Genomic DNA, 15,448 nt, shown 5'->3' with positions numbered 1-15,448 from the left:
GGACTTCACATATAAAGGATTCGCGCCAATAGCGCAAGAGAACCGCAAGATGCTGTTGCAGTTCTCTTTTAGGTTTCTAGGTCTAGTGGATCAGTCGGCTTGCGGAATCAGCGGCGCGTTGTCGCCCTGCGTCGGAGGCAGCAGATCATCCGCCGACGGAACCGCCGGTGTGCTTTCTTCGGTCGCCGCAGGTGCCGGAACGCCCAGACGATCGATGACCGAACTGCCAGAAGACTTCTGAGCGGCCAGAATGGTCAGCGTGATCGAGGTCACGATAAAGCACGCAGCCAAAATCCAGGTCAGTTTACCCAGCGCGGTTGCAGCTGCGCGACCGGTCATGGCACCGCCACCACCGCCGCCCATGCCAAGGCCACCGCCTTCGGACCGCTGCATCAGAACAACGGCAATCAGGCCAAGGGCCAAGAGGAGGTGGATGATGAGAACGACGTTTTCCATGGTCTTCCTGTGCGGCGTGACGTGTATCGCGTGGTATCTATGCAAGTTTGATGCTGGGGGCAAGGGAGGAGTTGGCATCAAGAACGGTGATGTTTCAGATCACGGCAAAGGGACTGGACAGCAGGGCTTTGCCTCGCGCAGGCTGCGGCCATGCCACATGATGATCACGACCACCCGCACGCCCTTTTGCCACCTGAACCCGCGCTCCGCGTCAAAGCGCTTGAGACGATTCTGACTCGCAAGGGATTGATCGATCCCGCGGCGCTGGATGAGATCATCGATATCTATCAAAACAAGATTGGTCCCCAGAACGGCGCGCGAGTCGTCGCCAAGGCTTGGGCAGATCCCGAATTCAAAGATTCTCTGCTCAACGATGCGACTTCGGTGGTGGCTGAATTGGGCTACTATGGTCGTCAGGGTGAGCACATGGTCGTGGTCGAGAATACGCCTAGGCAGCACAATATGGTTGTTTGCACTCTGTGCAGCTGTTACCCATGGCCGCTGCTGGGAATTCCGCCGGGCTGGTACAAATCCGATGCCTACCGCGCCCGCGCTGTGCGTGAGCCGCGCAAGGTGCTGGCCGAATTCGGGGTCACGTTGCCCGCTGAAACATCGGTGCGCGTTTGGGATTCGACAGCAGAGGTGCGGTATCTTGTTCTGCCGATGCAACCGAAAGGGAGCGAAGGGTTGAGTGAGGAAGAGCTTGCCGCCCTTGTCACGCGGGACAGCATGATCGGAACCGGCCTGCCCAAGGTGCCATCATGACGCGCGTACATGATATGGGCGGGCGTTTCGGTGACGGTCCGGTTAATCCCGAATCCGAGGATGCCCCGGTGTTTGCCGAAGACTGGCACGCGCGGGCTCTGGCAGTGACGCTTGCCGCCGGATCGCTGGGGCAGTGGAACATTGATATCTCGCGCCATGCCCGCGAGAGGTTGTCGCCCAAGGACTACACGCGGTTTTCCTACTACGAGAAGTGGATTTCTGCTCTCGCTGACCTGTTGGTTGAAAGCGGTGTGTTGACCGAAGAGGACTTGCGGGGTGAGGCTGACGGTGGCGAGCATGCTCTGGCCAATCGGGTATTGAAGGCAGAAGCGGTGGCAGGTGTATTGGCCAGTGGCGGTCCCGCTGACCGGCCTTCGAACGTGCCTGTGGAATTCGAAATCGGGCAGGAGGTCGTCACTGCACGCCCGGCTGCGAACCGTCTTGTTGACGGTGGACACACGCGGTTACCCATTTATGCAGCCGGAGCGAGGGGCCGTATTCTGATGGTACATGGAACACATGTACTGCCCGACTCGAGCGCGCACCGATTGGGTGAGGCACCTGAACCCCTTTATGCCGTGGCATTTCCCGCCTCAGAACTGTGGGCGAACCCGGAACATCCACAGGATGAGGTCGTGCTGGATTTGTGGCAAAGCTATCTGGAACCCGCATGAGTGACTGTCTTACGCATTCCGCCCCTGAACCGGTCTTTGTTGAACCATGGCATGCACAGGTTTTTGCCGTGACTGTGGCATTGAACGAAGCCGGTCGGTTTGACTGGTCGGATTGGGCGGCACGGTTTTCGCAGACTCTTAAGCGTCATGGCCTGGATCGCGAACTGGATGGTGGCGATGACTACTTCCATGCCTGGCTGGAAACACTGGAATCACTGCTGGCCGAGCATGGCGAGGCGGCACCAGCGGATGTGGATACGATGAAAAATGCTTGGGAAGATGCCTATCTGACGACCCCGCACGGTCAACCGGTGCGATTGGCACCTGTCTGAGCCTCGGATAGGTTCAACTGCGTCGAATTACCGGTTTCCCTGCCGCTTTCCCCCCGCTATACGAGCCGAGTTTGATAACTCAGCGCAAAAGGACCGGATATGGCCAATGTGGTTGTTGTCGGCGCCCAGTGGGGTGACGAAGGAAAAGGCAAGATCGTCGACTGGCTCAGCGAGCGGGCGGATGTGATCGCGCGTTTTCAGGGCGGGCATAATGCAGGGCATACGCTGGTCATTGACGGCGAGGTTTACAAGCTGAACGCGCTTCCATCCGGTGTTGTTCGTGGCGGGAAGCTGAGTGTGATTGGCAACGGTGTTGTTCTGGACCCGTGGCATCTGGTTGGCGAAATCGCATCGATCCGCGAACAGGGTGTCGAGATCACGCCCGAAACACTGATGATTGCAGAAAACACCCCGTTGATTCTTCCGATCCACGGTGAACTCGATCGCGCCCGTGAAGAGGCCGCCAGCAAAGGCACCAAAATCGGGACCACAGGTCGCGGTATTGGCCCGGCATACGAAGACAAGGTAGGCCGCCGTTCGGTGCGTGTTGCCGATCTTGCTGACCATGCAACGCTGGAAGCACGTGTTGATCGCGCGTTGCAGCACCATGACCCGCTGCGCAAGGGATTGGGGATCGAGCCGGTTGATCGCGATGCCCTGATTGCTCAGCTGAAAGAGATCGCCCCGCAGATTTTGCCGTTCGCTGCGCCCGTCTGGAAAGTGCTCAACGAAAAACGCAAAGCTGGCAAGCGGATCCTGTTCGAAGGCGCGCAGGGTGCATTGTTGGACATCGATTTCGGTACCTATCCGTTCGTGACCTCATCCAACGTGATTGCTGGGCAGGCCGCGACTGGTGTTGGCATCGGCCCGGGCTCGGTCGATTTCGTTCTGGGGATCGTCAAAGCATATACCACCCGCGTCGGTGAGGGGCCGTTCCCGACCGAGCTGGATGACGACGACGGCATGCGTCTGGGTACTCGTGGACATGAGTTCGGAACCGTAACTGGCCGTAAGCGCCGCTGCGGCTGGTTCGATGCCTGCCTTGTGCGCCAAACCTGCGCGACCAGCGGTGTTAACGGCATCTCGCTGACGAAGTTGGACGTTCTGGACGGGTTTGAAACCCTGAAGATCTGCGTGGGCTATGATCTGGACGGCGAACGTCTGGACTATCTGCCAACCGCAGCTGATCAGCAGGCGCGCTGCACGCCGATCTACGAGGAAATGCCAGGCTGGAGCGAATCCACCGAGGGTGCCCGCAGCTGGGCCGAACTGCCTGCCAATGCGATCAAGTATGTACGTCGGGTCGAAGAGCTTATCGAGTGCCCGGTCGCACTTCTTTCCACCAGCCCGGAGCGGGATGACACCATTCTGGTGACTGACCCGTTTGCAGATTGATGAGTGGTGAACAGAAATCTGGTCTAAGCTACAAGGCTCGCCGGCGCTGGTCGCTGGTGATCCTTGTGATTGGGCTGCCGCTTTACATTGTGGCGGTGGTGACGGTGGTGAATTGGCTCGACCGTCCACCAATCTGGGTCGAACTTCTGGTCTACATCGTACTTGGCGTCTTGTGGGCACTGCCGTTCAAGTTCGTCTTTCGTGGTGTCGGCAAAGAAGACCCAGATCAGGATTCAAACTAGCCTCGGCTGTTGATCGAAAATCACCTGCATGACAAACTCACTGAATCGAATGTGTTTTGGTGATATTTTGGCTTGCAGGTGAAACATGAAACAAGCGGTTGCGGGGGCATTTGCGATTGCCATATCGGGGATTGCCCCAGAGCCTGTGCAGGCCAACGATTGGGATTTTGTGGTAGCACCCTATCTTTGGGGGCCGGAATTCAGAACGTCTCTGGACATTGGACCCAATCCCCCGGTCGATGGCAGTAAGTCTATCTTTGATATTCTGAACAGCGCGTTCCTTATTGCCGGTGAGGCGCGAAAGGGACGATGGGCGATTGGTGGAGAGTTCAACTATCTCAATCTCGGAGATAACGTTCCGATTGGCCCATTCAACGATCTGGCGAATTGGGAACTCGATGGCATCATGATGTCTCTGGGCGCCAGCTATACGGTGTTTCAGGGCAGCCAATCACGCGTCGAGGCGATGGCAGCGCTGCGCCATTGGGACCTTGATCTTTCAACGACTGTTGCTCGATTTACAGCCAGCACGGATCAGAGCTGGACCGATCCGCTGATCGGCGCGCGATACCACCGGGCGATCAATGACCGGTGGAACTTTTCTGCGATGGGGAATGTTGGCGGGTTTGGCGTTGGGTCAAAATTTCAGTGGGAGGCATTGATCCAGGCAGGCTGGAAATGGACTGACACGACCCATGTTGTTGGCGGATACCGCCACCTGAGCGTTGATTTCGAAGGCGGACAAAATGTTATCGATCTGACGTTGACCGGTCCTTACGTCGCACTGGCATTCAACTTCTGACTTTAGTGATCATAGGCAAAAAAGAACGGCCGGAGAAACTCTCCGGCCGTTACCATTTTCTGTTTGTGCCTTACCCGGCCGCGCGTTTGTCGTCCGGACGGAAACCAATCTGGTTCGAGGCCGCGAAACGACCTCCACCGGCCTTTTCGATCTTACCGTCGCGCAGCAACTGACCGAACGAGCGCAGGCTCTCTTCACGATTGAACTCATCCTGCTTCAACGAGCGGACCTTGTTCATGAGTTGCGGGCGCGAGAATTGTTCCTGGCCTTCGATGAAGGACAGATAGGCCGCAGCCGCTTCGAGCAGATCGGGAAGGGATTGAGCGCCTTGTTCCTGTGCAAACGAGGCAAAGCCGCCTTCTTCTGATGTATCTTCGTCCTCTTGAGCGGCTGTGACACGGCGCGGCGTAATAGGCCCTGCATCTGTGTCCTGCGTATCGATGCGCTGCTCAGCCACCAGTTTGAGGGGCGCCGCATTATCGGTTTCAGGGCGCAGGCTTGTGACTTCAATCTCGGCAGGGCGACGGGGGCTGACAACGGACGCCAGATCGCCGCGATAGTCGGCGTCGCCCGCAGCGGCAGCATCTTCACCCGCCTCGTCGCGCTCTGCTTCGGTGGCAGCAACTGCTGTCCGCAGGTGCGAATAGGTTTCTCGCTGATCGTTGGTCGCAGGGTCGTCCATCCGTGCGTCGGCCTTGTCCATCAGTCGTGAAACATCCTGATCAATGCCGGATTCTTCGGACAGTTTATGGCCGGTACGGGCATCCATCTCTGCTTCGACTTCCGAAATCTCATTCAGCAGATTGTGTTCGTCCTCTGCGGTCAGGATACCATCATGCGATTCGAACACGATGTCGGACTGCTCCAACTGCAGAGTGCTGTTCTCGTCGTTTTCAGTTACATCGTCTTCATCAGATTCATCGACATCGAGAATGTTGACGATTTCATCCTGTTCTTCTTCGGCCTCGGGCGCTTCGTCGAGATCCGAGAACAGAACGTCAGTGGGTTGATCAGCCTCGGCCAGTTCTTCCTGAACCTCTGCTTCGGCAATGGTTTCCTCGATTTCGGGGGTCGCTTCGGGTTCAATGACTGGTTCAGGCGCTTCAGGAGCAGCTTGCGGGGCTTCGCCCGTTGCCGTGTCGTCCAGATCCTCGGGGCTCAGGGCGCCCGACTCGAATGCCGCCGAAATGGCGTCAACCTTTGGCTGGGCTGGGGTCAGGTATCCGTTGTCTTCATCCTCGGAATACGCTGTCGAGCCTTCGTCCGCATGCGAAACAACCGCGCGGATGCGCTGCAGCTTGGCAGCGATGCTGTCGGCGGCAGCGGGCTGAGCAGGTTCAACCGGTTCGGCCTCGGCAAAGAATGCGTCAGCGCCTGTGGAGGGCGCCGTGTCCACAACAGTCAGATCGGGGGTGCTGTCAGGCGTTTGTTGTGGCTGGGGTTGTGGTTGTTCGGCTGCGATTACCGGCGCGACCGGCTGTGGTTCGGCTGCGGGCGCTTCTTCGGTTGCGCGTAATAGCAGGCCAGTTTCATTCTGGCTGGCCTCGACACGGCGCGAAGCGTCGCGCTGAGCGATGCGGGTCAGCATTTCTGCGTCTGGCTGTGGGGGTTCCGATCCAAAGTAGCGATCATCCGCTGCGAGATCGCGAAAATACTCTGCAATCGCTTTCATCGTTTCAAATGAATCATCAAAACCTTCCAAAGTGCACGAGAAGGTTCCGTAGGAAACGGTCAATACCTTGTTATTCTGTACCATCAGACGCACGTCCTTTACAAACTACAGAGCCAATCCGCGCGACGCTGGGCGCAGAGTCGGCTCGGAACTGTCTAGATGAACCTATCATTTTGTGGTCTCAATGTGTCCAAAACCGGGAAAAATGGTCAATCTTGTAAAAAATAGCCCGATTGTATGTTCTCAGAGGCCAATAGCACTGATCGGAGGGGGAAAAATCGGTCCTGATGACCTGAATTTGGTGCTAAGCCGCGTCAATCAGGTGGTCGCAGCGGATGGTGGAGCCGCCGCCGTCATCGAATCGGGTCGGATGCCGGACGCGGTAATCGGAGACTTCGATTCGCTGGAGAGAAGATATCGCGAGCAGATCCCGGAAGAGCGTTTGTTTCCGATACGTGAACAAGATAGCACCGACTTTGACAAAGCGCTGCGCAGCATTGAGGCACCTCTTGTTTTGGGTGTCGGGTTTCTGGGGGGGCGTCTGGATCATCAGCTCGCCGTGCTTAATGCGTTGGTCCGGCTTCCCGATCACCGCTGTATCTTGCTAGGCGAGCATGAGGTCGCGTTTCACGCACCCCCACATATCACGATGACCATTGAGCCGGGCCAGACAGTTTCATTGTTTCCGTTTCAGCGTGTAACGGGGCGAAGTAAAGGTTTGGAATGGCCAATCGATGGGCTGGTTCTGGAACCGGATGGGCGTGTTGGGACCTCGAACCGGGCCATGTCGGATGTTGAGCTTGAGGTGGATGGTCCGGGCCTGCTGGTCATGGTGCCGCGAACGGCTTTGGATCAGGTCATGCTGGCGTTTCAGTCGGAGCGGACCGGGCGTTGGCGCGCTCACGCAGGATGACATAGAGCCCGGCGCAGATGGTGATCAGAATCCCGATCGCCGCAAGGCCATCAGGCAGATCGTGAAAGATCATCCATCCGATCAGCGTCGCCACGGGAATTTCGAGATATTGCATCGGGGCGAGCGTGGCGGACGGTGCGTAGCGTAGCGACCATGTCATCAGCAGATGTGCGACCGTTCCCAACACGCCGATCGCGATCAGCAGCCAGTGGGTTTCGCCTGCGGGTACGATCAAAGAGAGCTCCCATATGCCGGCCCCTGTCCCGATCAGGAGAAGCGGAAGAAGCATCACTGTCGCGAAAGAGCCCGAAACCGCCTGGAGTGCGATCGGATCGGTTTCCTTCGCAATCTTCCGTGTGACCAGCATGAAAAACGAGAATACCACCGCGACGACGAGCGGCAACAAAGCGGGTGCACCGACCTCGGCAAAGCTGGGTTGGATAACCAGCAGGGTGCCAATGAAACCAACGATGCAGGCGATCAGACGCCGGGCACCGACTTCCTCACCCAACACATAGCTGCCCAGCAGCAGCATGATGAAAGGCATGACGAAGGCGATCGCGACCGCATCGGCCAATGGCAGATATTGCAGCGCACTGAACATGGCGGCAATCCCCGCGATGTGCAGGATCGTGCGGATCAGTGTTAACCTCAGTATACGTCCACTCATTCGCCAGGGACGACCCGTCACAGCGACCAGCGGGATCAGGATGATCGCCTGAACAGCAAAGCGGACCAGAACCAGCAGACCCAGTGGGGTTGTTTCGCCCAGCAGTTTGGCCATTGCATCACCAAGCGGTGCAAGTACACAAAAACCAAGCATCAGAAAGATGCCAAAGACGGGACGATCCTGGGTCATGACGGGCACGCTAGGTCAAGCCGTGCCCGTGTGAAAGGGCAAACTGTCAGGTCAGCAATTGGGCACGTTTACGGCAAGGCCACCCAGAGAAGTCTCTTTGTACTTTTCATGCATGTCATGTCCGGTCTGGCGCATGGTTTCGATCACCGCATCCAGCGGCACGAAGTGTTTGCCATCCCCACGCAGCGCAAGCGAGGCTGCAGAAACTGCCTTGATTGCGGCAAGCCCGTTGCGCTCGATACAGGGAACCTGAACCAGACCTGCAACAGGATCGCAGGTCATGCCCAAATGATGTTCGAGCGCAATCTCGGCTGCGTTCTCAACTTGCTCGGGCGTGCCACCCATCACTGCGCACAGGCCTGCTGCGGCCATTGCCGAGGCGCTGCCAACCTCGGCCTGACACCCGGCTTCGGCGCCGGAGATTGAGGCGTTGTACTTGACCAGTCCGCCAATCGCGGCGGCAGTCAGCAGAAAATCCTCGATATGGCTTTCCGAGGCACCGGGTACGTGATCCAGATAGTACCGAAGTACCGCAGGCAAAGTCCCTGCAGCGCCATTGGTGGGCGCGGTGACCACCTGACCGCCTGCAGCGTTTTCTTCGTTCACGGCCATCGCGTAGACGCTCATCCAGTCATTGATGGTGTGCGGCGCGTTCAGGTTCATGCCGCGCTCGGCTTGCAGCGCGTCATAGATACCCTTGGCGCGGCGGCGTACATTCAGGCCACCGGGCAGGATGCCGTCGGTGGTAAGGCCGCGCTCGATGCAATTGTTCATGACTTCCCAAAGTCGCGCCGACCCTTTGGCGAAGCTATCGGCACAGCCGCGCGCAATCTCGTTCTCGCGCTTCATCGCAGCGATGCTCTTGCCGCTTGAGTTCGCCATTTCCAGCATCTCGGCAGCCGAGTGAAACGGGTAGGGTACAGCTGGGCCGTCGTTGGTATCTTTGCCTTCGGCCAGTTCTTCTTCGGTCAGGACAAAGCCGCCGCCGACGGAGTAATAGACCTGCCGCAGGATCACATCGCCCTGCGCGTCGGTTGCCATCAGGATCATGCCGTTGGCGTGACCGGGCAGGTTGTGGTCATAGTCAAAGATCAGATCTGTTTTCGGATCGAATTTCAGTGTCGGCAATCCGTCGGGTGTGACCGTCTGCGTCGCCGCGATTTCCGCCAGCGCAGCCTCGGCCTTGTCATTGTCGTAGTTGTCCGGGACAAAGCCGGCCAATCCCAGAATGGTGGCCCGGTCGGTGGCGTGCCCGACACCGGTAAACGCCAGAGACCCGTGCAGCGATCCACGCAGTCCTGCGAAGTCAAACGGAGAGGCGCGCATCAGATCAAGAAAACGCGCGGCTGCAACCATTGGTCCCATGGTGTGCGAAGAGGAGGGGCCGATGCCCACTTTGAACATATCGAAGACAGAGAGGAACATGTCAGGTAGCTGAGCCTTCTGGAGGGTTGGCGTAAGTCGGAGATGTAAAGGGCGTGACGCCCAATCCTTCGGCGGCAATAGCCGCACGGGTTGCAGGTCGGGTTTCCATCTGCATCAGGATTTGTTGCAGGTAGGGTGTGTCAGCCAGTTGATACCAGCTGCGGTCGATCTTGGCAGGGTAAAGCGCCATCCAGCGCATCATGCAGGCCAGATAGTAGCTCAGAACAGAGGGTTGATCACCGCGCAGCCAGTCGGGGGCATTTTGCACCTCAGCATCCAGCAGCTTCAGGTGTTGTCGCAGCCTGGGCTGGATGCCTGCGCGCAAAGTGCTGGCTTCTGCTGGATCGATGTACTTTTCCGCATAGAAAAGGATGCGCAAATCGGCGTGCAGCGTGTTTGATGCAAAAAACAACCATTTGAGAAAGGCAGCCCGGTCGGGATCATTCGGGTCAGGTGCCATCTGGCCATGTTGGTCGGAGAGCCACAGCAATATGGCCGCAGTTTCGAAAATTGGGCCCTGAGGCGTTTCGAGTACCGGTATCAGACCATTGGGGTTGAGGGCCCTGTAAACTGCTCCATCCTGTTCGTTCCGGCGGCGGTTAACCAGCGCGGTTTCATAAGGCAGACCCATCTCTTCCAACACCAGCCGGATCACCAGCGAAGCGTTGTCGGGGGCGTAGTGGAGCAGGTACGGCTTTTCCATCATGCTTAATTATAGCAGAGCCGCGGTGCGGGAAGACTCGATTGCGACGTTTCCAATAGGAAACGCGTATTTCAGCGACATGTTTTGCGGGGGCGGAATGCGAATTGGGTCTCGCAGTTGCGCAGGGCTTTCCGTATAAGTCCGGCTAAGACTTGAGGGGAAGCTGCAATGACCGGAAAACTGTCACCCATCGACAATGCCAAGTATGTCGCTGCGCGTCGCGCAGCTGAAATGGTTCAGGACGGAATGCGCGTCGGTTTGGGAACCGGATCGACCGCCGCATGGCTGGTGCGTCGTCTGGGCGAACGCGTTCGCGACGAAGGCCTGAAGATAAAAGGTGTTCCGACTTCGACTGCGACCGCGCAACTGGCGCGCGAGGTTGGCATCGAGGTCGTCTCGCTGGATCAGGCTGGCTGGCTGGATCTGACAATTGACGGGGCTGACGAGTTCGACGGTGAGCTGAGCCTGATCAAAGGTGGTGGTGCAGCGCTGCTGCAGGAAAAAATCGTTGCCACTGCAAGTGACCAGATGGTTGTGATCGCCGATGCGGGCAAGGAAGTCGAGGCACTGGGCGCATTCCCGTTGCCGGTCGAGGTGATCCCGTTTGGGTGGCAGACCACCCGCACTCTCATCGAAGAAGCGTTGGATACGATGGATGTTCTGGGTACCTCTGTCACGCTGCGGATGAATGGAGAGGCCCCCAAGATCACAGATGAGGGGAACCACATTTTGGATCTGCATCTGCAGCGCATCGGCAACCCAAGACAGCTGGCGCTGGTTTTGAATCAGGTGCCGGGAGTGGTAGAAAATGGACTGTTCATCGACATCTGTGACAAAGTTGTGATCGGTCATGGCGATGGCCGGGTCGAGCTGCGCGACATCAATGAAGGCACCGTTGAGGTCGACGAACTGGGTGATGACGGCGAGAACCTGTTTTCAGATCTTGCGGACTAAACAATGCCGCTGCCTCTCGCCGTAGAATTTCGAGAAAATGAAACAGCCATGGCGGCGAGGAAAAAGAGGATTGTGCTTCAGCTCTTGAAGATAGGACTCGCCGTTTTGGCTAGCCTTTGGCTGGCTTTATCCAACTGGCCATTCGTGGGATCACTGGCGGTTTTTGCATTTGCTGCCGCTGTCTTGTTTGGTGTGATGACAATTGGCTTCCTGAGAGCACAAAAAATGCCGAACCTGGTAGCGTACGTAGATTCAGAAGGCTTCCAATTACGCCGTAACAACGGGCAACTGCAGAAAATCAACTGGGCGAATGTGCGCTACATTGATGCCTATGACCAAATGGAACAGAAGCAGCGGGACAGTTTCTTTGTCAGTTTCGAAAGGCCTGATGGCAAAAGTGAGACGCTGCCGATCCCGTTGCAATTGATGCCTCCGGACATATCTCTGCGCTTTGTAGAGGCAATGAAGCGCTACTGGCCTGACATTTTTGCCCCTTGGCAGGATCAACTGTCGCGGCACAAAGTTCTGGACGGTGGCGCACGATAAGATACACCCTTTGCAACGCCGAAACGGCGCTTGCAAGAATTTGAAAAAGGCAGGGTAAATGAGCTTTGACTATGATCTGTTCGTCATCGGAGGCGGCTCGGGCGGGGTCCGGGCGGCGCGTGTGGCTGCCGGTGAAAACGGCGCCAAAGTGGCGCTGGCCGAAGAGGATCGCTATGGCGGGACCTGCGTTATCCGGGGCTGTGTTCCGAAAAAGCTGATGGTTTTCGCCAGCGAATACGCAGACATGGTCGAGGATGCGCAGGCCTATGGCTGGGATATCAAACCCGGCGCGTTCAATTGGGATATCTTCCGCAGCAAGCTTTATGCTGAGCTGGACCGGCTGGAGGGGATCTATCGCAATATCCTCAAGAACAACGGTGTCGAGACATTTGATCAGCGCGCCCGCCTCGTAGATCCGCATACGGTGGAACTAGCTGACGGGACGCGCAAGAGCGCGAAACATATCCTGGTCGCGACGGGTGGACGACCGGTTGTGCCTGAGTTTCCGGGATCTGAACTGGCCATTACCTCGAACGAGATCTTCCATCTGGACAAACTGCCCGAGACGATGCTGATCGTCGGTGGCGGCTATATCGCTTGCGAGTTTGCCGGGATCATGAATGGCATGGGCGTCAAGACGACCCAGTTCTATCGTGGTGCGCAAATCCTGCGCGGTTTCGACGACGAAGCGCGGGGCCTTATCTGCGAAGAGATGTGTCAGAATGGCGTTGATGTTCATCTGGGCACCAATGTGCTTGAGATGAAGAAACAGGGCGACAAAATCTGGGTAAAAGCCACGAATGGCTCAGAACAGCTGTTTGATGTGGTCATGTATGCCACAGGCCGTGCACCCAATGCTGACGACCTTGGACTCGAAGGGCTTGGTGTCGAGCGCGGACGGAAGGGCGAAATCGTGGTGGACGAATACAGTCAGACTGCTGTGCCTTCGATCTATGCGATTGGCGACGTCACCGACCGTGTAAACCTGACGCCGGTGGCGATCCGCGAAGGGATGGCGTTTGTCGAAACTGTTTTCAAAGGCAATCCGACACCGGTGGACCATGAACTGATCCCGACAGCGATTTTCACGCAGCCCGAAATGGGCACCGTGGGCCTGAGCGAGGAAGAAGCAGCTGAGCAGGAGCCAATCGAAGTCTATGCGACTTCGTTCAAGCCGATGCAGAAATCGTTTGCCGGTGGCACGCAACGCGTGTTGATGAAACTGATCATCAGCCAGGCTACAAGGAAGGTATTGGGATGCCATATTGTGGCACCGGGTGCGGGAGAAATGATCCAGTTGGCCGGAATCGCAGTAAAAATGGGTGCAACCAAAGAAGATTTCGACCGTACGGTTGCGGTTCATCCCGTGATGGCCGAAGAACTGGTCACAATGCGGCAACCTGTACGCACCGCTTGATTTGCAAGCGCGCGTACACAGGTTACAAGGGAAACCGTGATCACACGGGCCAAAACGAAGGAATTGAAACACATGGCGGGCAACAGCGGTGGCCCCTGGGGGGGCGGAGGCTCTTCCGGCGGCGGAGGAAACAGGGGTAACAACGGAGATGGGCGTCGCCCACCCGAAGGCGATGGCCCGCAGATTCCCGAAATCGATGAACTGATGAAAAAGGGTCAGGAGCAGCTGCGCGTCCTTATGGGCGGTCGTGGAGGCTCGGGCCAGGGCGGTGGCCAGGGCTCTGGCGGCGGCGGGCCTGCGTTTACCAAAGGCACGGTCGCGATTGGCCTACTGGTAGCGGCCGGTCTTTGGGCCGCGGCAAGCTTCTATACCGTGAAACCCGAAGAACAGTCGGTCGAGCTGTTTCTGGGCGAGTTTTCTTCAGTCGGTAATCCTGGTCTGAACTTTGCCCCTTGGCCTGTTGTCACTGCAGAAGTCATCCCGGTAACACGCGAACAGACCGAAGATATGGGTGGCACGCGCGGTAGCGATGATGGCCTGATGCTGACTGGCGACGAAAATGTTGTCGATATCGATTACCAGGTTGTCTGGAACATCAACGATCCGGCCAAGTTCCTGTTCAACCTACGTGACCCACGCCAAACAATCCGCGCGGTTTCTGAATCGGCCATGCGTGAGATCATTGCGCAAAGCGAGCTGGCACCGATCCTGAACCGGGATCGCGGTGTAATTGCGGACCGTCTGCAGGAACTGATCCAGTCCACGATGGACAGCTATGATTCCGGCATCAACATCGTCCGCGTCAACTTTGACAAAGCCGACCCGCCTCAGGACGTGATTGCTGCGTTCCGCGACGTTCAGGCCGCCGCTCAGGAGCGTGACCGCGAACAGAATATCGCGGATGCCTATGCCAACCAGGCGCTTGCGCAGGCACGTGGTGAAGCTGCGCAGGTGCTGGAAGAGGCCGAAGCGTACCGCGCCCAGCAGATCAATAGCGCACAAGGTGAAGCCAGCCGCTTCAGCGCGGTTTTGGAAGAATACTCCAAGGCCCCCGACGTGACCCGCAAACGTCTGTATCTGGAGCGGATGGAGCAGGTTCTGGGTGATGTCGACAAGATCATTCTGGACGAAAACTCGACCGGTTCGGGGCAGGGCGTCGTGCCGTATCTGCCGCTGAACGAATTGCGCCGCAATCAGGCCGAGGAGAGCAACTGATGCGTAAGTCACCTATTATTCTCATTCTGGTAGTGATCCTTGGCGTTGTTGGCCTGTCCTCGATCTTTATCGTGGACGAACGTGAACGCGCGCTGGTGCTGCAATTTGGTCGTGTCGTTGCGGTCAAAGAAGAGCCCGGTCTGGCGTTCAAGATTCCTTTGATTCAGGAAGTCGTGCGCTATGACGACCGTATCCTGTCCATCGACGTTCAGCCGCTGGAGGTTACACCTCTGGATGATCGTCGTCTGGTGGTCGATGCTTTTGCCCGCTACCGCATCTCGGACCTGAATCAGTTCCGTCAGGCGGTTGGTGTCGGTGGCATCCCTGTGGCTGAGGACCGTCTTGATCGTATCCTACGCGCTGAAACTCGTGAAGTTCTGGGTTCGGTCTCGTCGCGTGACATCCTTAGTTCGGACCGTGCGGCCCTGATGCTGCGAATCCGCAACAGCGCGATTGCCGAAGCGCGCGCGCTGGGTGTCAACGTGATCGACGTGCGCCTGAAGGCAACCGATCTGCCGCAGGCCAACCTCGAGGCGACCTTCGACCGGATGAAGGCCGAGCGTGAACGCGAAGCAACTGACGAACGCGCCCGCGGTAAGGAAGCCGCGCAGCGCATCCGCGCGCAGGCCGACCGGACCGTGGTTGAACTGGTCTCGGATGCCAACCGCGAAGCTGAGATCATCCGCGGTGAGGCTGATGCTGAACGCAACGCGATCTTTGCCGAAGCCTATGGTGCGGATCCTGAGTTCTTTGAATTCTACCGTTCGCTAAGCGCCTATGAAAACGCGCTGCAGGGTGGCAACAGCTCGATGATTCTGAGCCCGGATTCGGAGTTCTTTAACTATCTGAAATCGCCCACCGGGCAGGCGACCCAGTAATGGGTATGGTTCTGCTGGCCTTAGGGCTGGTGCTGATTGTCGAGGGGCTGGCCTATGCGCTGGCCCCTTCGCTTATTGAGCGTATGTTGGAAGTTTTACGCACGCTGCCGGAATCCGCGCGACGACTTGCAGGCCTGCTATGTGTCGTGAGTGGGTTCATTCTGCTTTGGGGTGCTTATCAGCTGGGGTTTTGATCGATT

At 57.5% G+C, this 15,448-nt stretch carries 17 protein-coding genes and 1 pseudogene; 13 read left to right on the top strand and 5 right to left on the bottom strand.

The genetic code is table 11. The annotated features are described in order from the left end of the window. Nucleotides 1-90: 90 nt before the first annotated feature. Entirely contained in the window at nucleotides 91-456 is a 366-nt protein-coding gene (secG, locus tag E1297_RS47920) for a preprotein translocase subunit SecG (RefSeq protein WP_155151502.1), read from the bottom strand. A gap of 150 nt (nucleotides 457-606) precedes the next feature. On the opposite strand from secG, the gene nthA reads away from it, so the two are divergent. The 6 genes from nthA to E1297_RS47890 all read left to right on the top strand — a co-directional run bounded on the left by nthA (nucleotide 607) and on the right by E1297_RS47890 (nucleotide 4,666). After that, nucleotides 607-1,221 (top strand): nitrile hydratase subunit alpha, encoded by a 615-nt coding sequence (gene nthA, locus E1297_RS47915; protein WP_155151499.1) that lies wholly within the window; start codon nucleotides 607-609, stop codon nucleotides 1,219-1,221. Continuing rightward, complete coding sequence (gene nthB / locus E1297_RS47910) at nucleotides 1,218-1,895, top strand: nitrile hydratase subunit beta (protein ID WP_155151497.1); 678 nt, start codon at nucleotides 1,218-1,220, stop codon at nucleotides 1,893-1,895. Before nthA ends, nthB begins: the two co-directional genes overlap by 4 nt. Beyond that, nucleotides 1,892-2,227, top strand: a complete 336-nt coding sequence (locus E1297_RS47905; RefSeq protein WP_155151493.1) for a nitrile hydratase accessory protein — start codon at nucleotides 1,892-1,894, stop codon at nucleotides 2,225-2,227. Before nthB ends, E1297_RS47905 begins: the two co-directional genes overlap by 4 nt. Before the next feature lie 99 nt (nucleotides 2,228-2,326). Further along, nucleotides 2,327-3,622: an adenylosuccinate synthase gene (locus E1297_RS47900; RefSeq protein ID WP_155151491.1), complete on the top strand. Its 1,296-nt coding sequence runs from the start codon at nucleotides 2,327-2,329 to the stop codon at nucleotides 3,620-3,622. Then, nucleotides 3,622-3,864, top strand: a complete 243-nt coding sequence (locus tag E1297_RS47895) for a DUF2842 domain-containing protein (protein ID WP_155151488.1) — start codon at nucleotides 3,622-3,624, stop codon at nucleotides 3,862-3,864. Before E1297_RS47900 ends, E1297_RS47895 begins: the two co-directional genes overlap by 1 nt. Before the next feature lie 85 nt (nucleotides 3,865-3,949). Beyond that, on the top strand, nucleotides 3,950-4,666 hold the full coding sequence (locus E1297_RS47890; RefSeq protein ID WP_155151485.1) for a hypothetical protein: 717 nt from the start codon (nucleotides 3,950-3,952) through the stop codon (nucleotides 4,664-4,666). Between the two features lie 70 nt (nucleotides 4,667-4,736). Here E1297_RS47890 and E1297_RS47885 read toward each other — a convergent pair whose 3' ends face one another. After that, entirely contained in the window at nucleotides 4,737-6,422 is a 1,686-nt protein-coding gene (locus E1297_RS47885) for a hypothetical protein (RefSeq protein ID WP_155151482.1), read from the bottom strand. A gap of 100 nt (nucleotides 6,423-6,522) precedes the next feature. Here E1297_RS47885 and E1297_RS47880 point away from each other — a divergent pair, with 100 nt between their 5' ends. Continuing rightward, nucleotides 6,523-7,251: a thiamine diphosphokinase gene (locus E1297_RS47880; protein ID WP_368669874.1), complete on the top strand. Its 729-nt coding sequence runs from the start codon at nucleotides 6,523-6,525 to the stop codon at nucleotides 7,249-7,251. Here the strand turns inward: E1297_RS47880 and E1297_RS47875 are convergent. Genes E1297_RS47875 through E1297_RS47865 form a run of 3 tightly spaced genes read right to left on the bottom strand, consistent with a single transcriptional unit; the run spans nucleotide 7,196 to nucleotide 10,241 of the window. Then, the gene (locus tag E1297_RS47875; RefSeq protein WP_155151476.1) at nucleotides 7,196-8,110 is read right to left on the bottom strand and encodes a DMT family transporter; all 915 of its coding nucleotides are present in this window, start codon (nucleotides 8,108-8,110) and stop codon (nucleotides 7,196-7,198) included. The two genes, E1297_RS47880 and E1297_RS47875, sit on opposite strands and share 56 nt — an antisense overlap. Nucleotides 8,111-8,161: 51 nt before the next feature. Then, a complete protein-coding gene (locus E1297_RS47870) occupies nucleotides 8,162-9,535 on the bottom strand; it encodes an L-serine ammonia-lyase (RefSeq protein WP_155151473.1) in 1,374 nt (457 codons plus the stop codon). Nucleotide 9,536: 1 nt separating this feature from the next. After that, nucleotides 9,537-10,241 carry a glutathione S-transferase family protein gene (locus tag E1297_RS47865; RefSeq protein WP_209016435.1) on the bottom strand — a complete coding sequence of 235 codons (705 nt, stop codon included), beginning with the start codon at nucleotides 10,239-10,241 and terminating at the stop codon, nucleotides 9,537-9,539. A gap of 165 nt (nucleotides 10,242-10,406) precedes the next feature. On the opposite strand from E1297_RS47865, the gene rpiA reads away from it, so the two are divergent. The 6 genes and pseudogenes from rpiA to E1297_RS47835 all read left to right on the top strand — a co-directional run bounded on the left by rpiA (nucleotide 10,407) and on the right by E1297_RS47835 (nucleotide 15,442). Continuing rightward, the gene (rpiA, locus tag E1297_RS47860; RefSeq protein ID WP_155151470.1) at nucleotides 10,407-11,192 is read left to right on the top strand and encodes a ribose-5-phosphate isomerase RpiA; all 786 of its coding nucleotides are present in this window, start codon (nucleotides 10,407-10,409) and stop codon (nucleotides 11,190-11,192) included. Between the two features lie 3 nt (nucleotides 11,193-11,195). Next, nucleotides 11,196-11,738 (top strand): hypothetical protein, encoded by a 543-nt coding sequence (locus tag E1297_RS47855; RefSeq protein ID WP_155151467.1) that lies wholly within the window; start codon nucleotides 11,196-11,198, stop codon nucleotides 11,736-11,738. 58 nt (nucleotides 11,739-11,796) lie between these two features. After that, nucleotides 11,797-13,157 (top strand): annotated as a pseudogene (gene gor, locus E1297_RS47850) (glutathione-disulfide reductase); the annotation flags it as partial. 70 nt (nucleotides 13,158-13,227) lie between these two features. Beyond that, the gene (gene hflK, locus E1297_RS47845) at nucleotides 13,228-14,370 is read left to right on the top strand and encodes an FtsH protease activity modulator HflK (protein WP_155151461.1); all 1,143 of its coding nucleotides are present in this window, start codon (nucleotides 13,228-13,230) and stop codon (nucleotides 14,368-14,370) included. Further along, nucleotides 14,370-15,248, top strand: a complete 879-nt coding sequence (gene hflC / locus E1297_RS47840; RefSeq protein ID WP_155151458.1) for a protease modulator HflC — start codon at nucleotides 14,370-14,372, stop codon at nucleotides 15,246-15,248. Before hflK ends, hflC begins: the two co-directional genes overlap by 1 nt. Continuing rightward, nucleotides 15,248-15,442, top strand: coding sequence for a DUF2065 domain-containing protein (locus tag E1297_RS47835; protein ID WP_155151456.1), 195 nt, complete (start codon nucleotides 15,248-15,250; stop codon nucleotides 15,440-15,442). The genes hflC and E1297_RS47835 overlap by 1 nt, the downstream gene beginning before the upstream one ends. Nucleotides 15,443-15,448: the final 6 nt, after the last annotated feature.

It is taken from the genome of Roseibium sp. RKSG952 (assembly GCF_009711355.1).
The sequence above is the reverse complement of the archived record's forward strand: the minus strand, read 5'-3'. Positions and strand labels throughout refer to the sequence as shown.